Origin of the sequence: Frankia torreyi (assembly GCF_000948395.1) — a bacterium.
GTDB lineage: Bacteria > Actinomycetota > Actinomycetes > Frankiales > Frankiaceae > Frankia > Frankia torreyi.
Genome location: NZ_JYFN01000136.1, coordinates 1 through 2,224 on the forward strand (window position 1 = coordinate 1; position 2,224 = coordinate 2,224).

General features: G+C 72.1%; 1 protein-coding gene and 1 pseudogene. Both read left to right on the forward strand.

Annotated features, from left to right (window positions below; all coding sequences use genetic code 11):
- Positions 1-433 precede the first annotated feature (433 nt).
- Positions 434-1,417 (forward strand): annotated as a pseudogene (locus FF36_RS40280) (transposase); the annotation flags it as partial.
- A 146-nt stretch (positions 1,418-1,563) separates the two neighbouring features.
- The gene (locus FF36_RS40285) at positions 1,564-1,941 is read left to right on the forward strand and encodes a transposase (protein ID WP_277913005.1); all 378 of its coding nucleotides are present in this window, start codon (positions 1,564-1,566) and stop codon (positions 1,939-1,941) included.
- Positions 1,942-2,224: the final 283 nt, after the last annotated feature.

A 2,224-nucleotide genomic window follows, 5' to 3' on the forward strand; every position in this document is an offset into this window, starting at 1 on the left:
CTTCCGTTTCCTGCGTCTCCTTGAGCACCATCGGGTGCCTCCCGTCTGCGGTGGGTCCGGACAGGGGGCTGCCCGTGGGAGCCGCGGGGCAGGATCGAATCTGATCCTCGTGCTCGAGGCAACAGGGAAGGGCCCTTCGGGTGCGGTTCCCGGCGCCCGACTAAATCACGGCCTGAAACGACCAAGGTACGTCGACGTCGGTGGGCAGCCGCGATGATCGTCACGCCGCCCCGGGTCTTCCGTGACGGAACAGACCTACGGGGCACACCAAGCCCACGACCGGCCACCGGGCCGAGGCGCGACGCTGCCACGCAGACCCGACGACAGCGAGCGACCACAGAAATTTCAGCCCGGAACGGGCTCCCCNCCCCGAGGGGCAGGGGGACTAGATCCGCCAGTAGCTGGTGATGTTGGGGGTTCGTGGATCGCTGGAATGCGAGCGGGTGCCTGCCGTGCAGGGAGAATCGGGGTTACCACACCTACCGATACAGCCCTGACGAGAGGCACCCGCCGGGTGAACAGACTACGCAGACCGGCCGAGTCGAGGAAGCGGGCCCCGCGGGTGCGGGTCGGGCCGTCCGACCGGTCGCTGACCGGGATGGCGGGGCTGGCCGCGGTCGCCGAACTGGTCGACCGGCTCGGGGTCGTCGAGGCGTTGGACGAACGCGTTGGTCCGGTCAAGCGGCGGGCGCGGGGGCTTTCGGGCGGTGAGTTGCTGGTCGGGTTGGCGACCGGGCAGCTGGCGGGGCAGGCGACGCTGGCAGGGTTGGACCGGCTGCGTCTCGACGAGGCGGGTGGGCTGCTCGCGGCGGTGCCGTTCGCGCCGTCGCGGACGGCGGCGAGGCTGTCGGGCCGGTTCGGTCCGGCGGCGCTGTCCGGGCTCGAGGCGATGGTCGGGGTGCTGGCCGGTCGCTGGCTGTCTCGGCTGCCCGGGCAGCGTCGGACCGAGCTGGTCGCAGGCCGCCCGACGATCGACCTGGACTCCTCCGACGTGGAGGTCTATGGCCGCAAGAAGCGCGGGGTGGCCTATACCTACGAGGGGAAGAAGGCCGGCCGGCCGCTGCTGGCGTCGTGGGCGCGGACCGGGCTGGTGCTGGCCGCCGATCTGCTCGCCGGGGATCAGGACGTCCGGCCGCGCGCCGCCAGCCTGCTCGCCCGGGCCCTGGCCAACCTGCCCACAGCGGTCTGCGCCCCGCCGCTGGTCCGGGCGGACTCGGGGTTCTTCACCGGCGAGCTCGCCCGCGCCGCCGTCAGAGCCGGCGCGGACTTCGCGATCGCCGCGCCGCGCAACTCCGCGCTCTGGCGCGCTTATGCCGCCGTCGACGAGAACGCCTGGACCGATGCCCGGGACATGGCCGGCGCCCAGCTCGCCGCCGCCGGCTACGCCCCGGCCGGCTGGCCACCCGGCACCTACACGATCATCCGCCGGGTGAAGGTCCCCGCCGTCGAGATCTCCACCGACCCCCGCTCCCGGCGGCGGCCACGATCCCGAAAGACCAGCTCACCCTCGCGCTCGACGGCGTCGCCGACCACGCCTGGGCGGTCAGCTTCATCGTCACGAACATCCCCGCCGACGAACCCGAGGGCCTCGTCGCCGTCGAGCACTGGTTCCGCGGCCGCGCCGACATCGAGACCCAGATCAAAGATGTCAAGCTCGGCGCCGGCCTGCGCCACCTGCCCTCGGCCGACCCGGCCGTCAACCAGGTCTGGATGTGGGCGGCGATCCTGGCCGGCTGGCTGTCCACGATGCTCCAGTCGCTGACCGGCCACGACCAGGCCGCCGGCCGTGCCCACGGCGACCGTCTCCGCCACGAACTGATCACCATCCCCGGCCGGGTCATCCGCCACGCCGGCACGCTCACCCTGCGCCTGCCACCCGGCCGCGACCAGCACCTACCCGCCGCCCTCGCCCGGCTCCGCGTCCTGCCCGCAGCCACCTGACCAGCTCGTTCTTCCCCACTCGACGCCCTCCGGGCCGTGGACCCGGCAGCCACCCGGCACGACAGCCGGGCCGACACCCTGCCCAACAGTCGGAAAGAACATCAACTGGCCAGAAAAGGAAAGATCACCGATCTTTGATCACGCCAACCGTCGTTACTGGCGGATTTAGTCCCCCTGCCCTTCGGGGNGGGGAGCCCGTTCCGGGCTGAAATTTCTGTGGTCGCTCGCTGTCGTCGGGTCTGCGTGGCAGCGTCGCGCCTCGGCCCGGTGGCCGGTCGTGGGC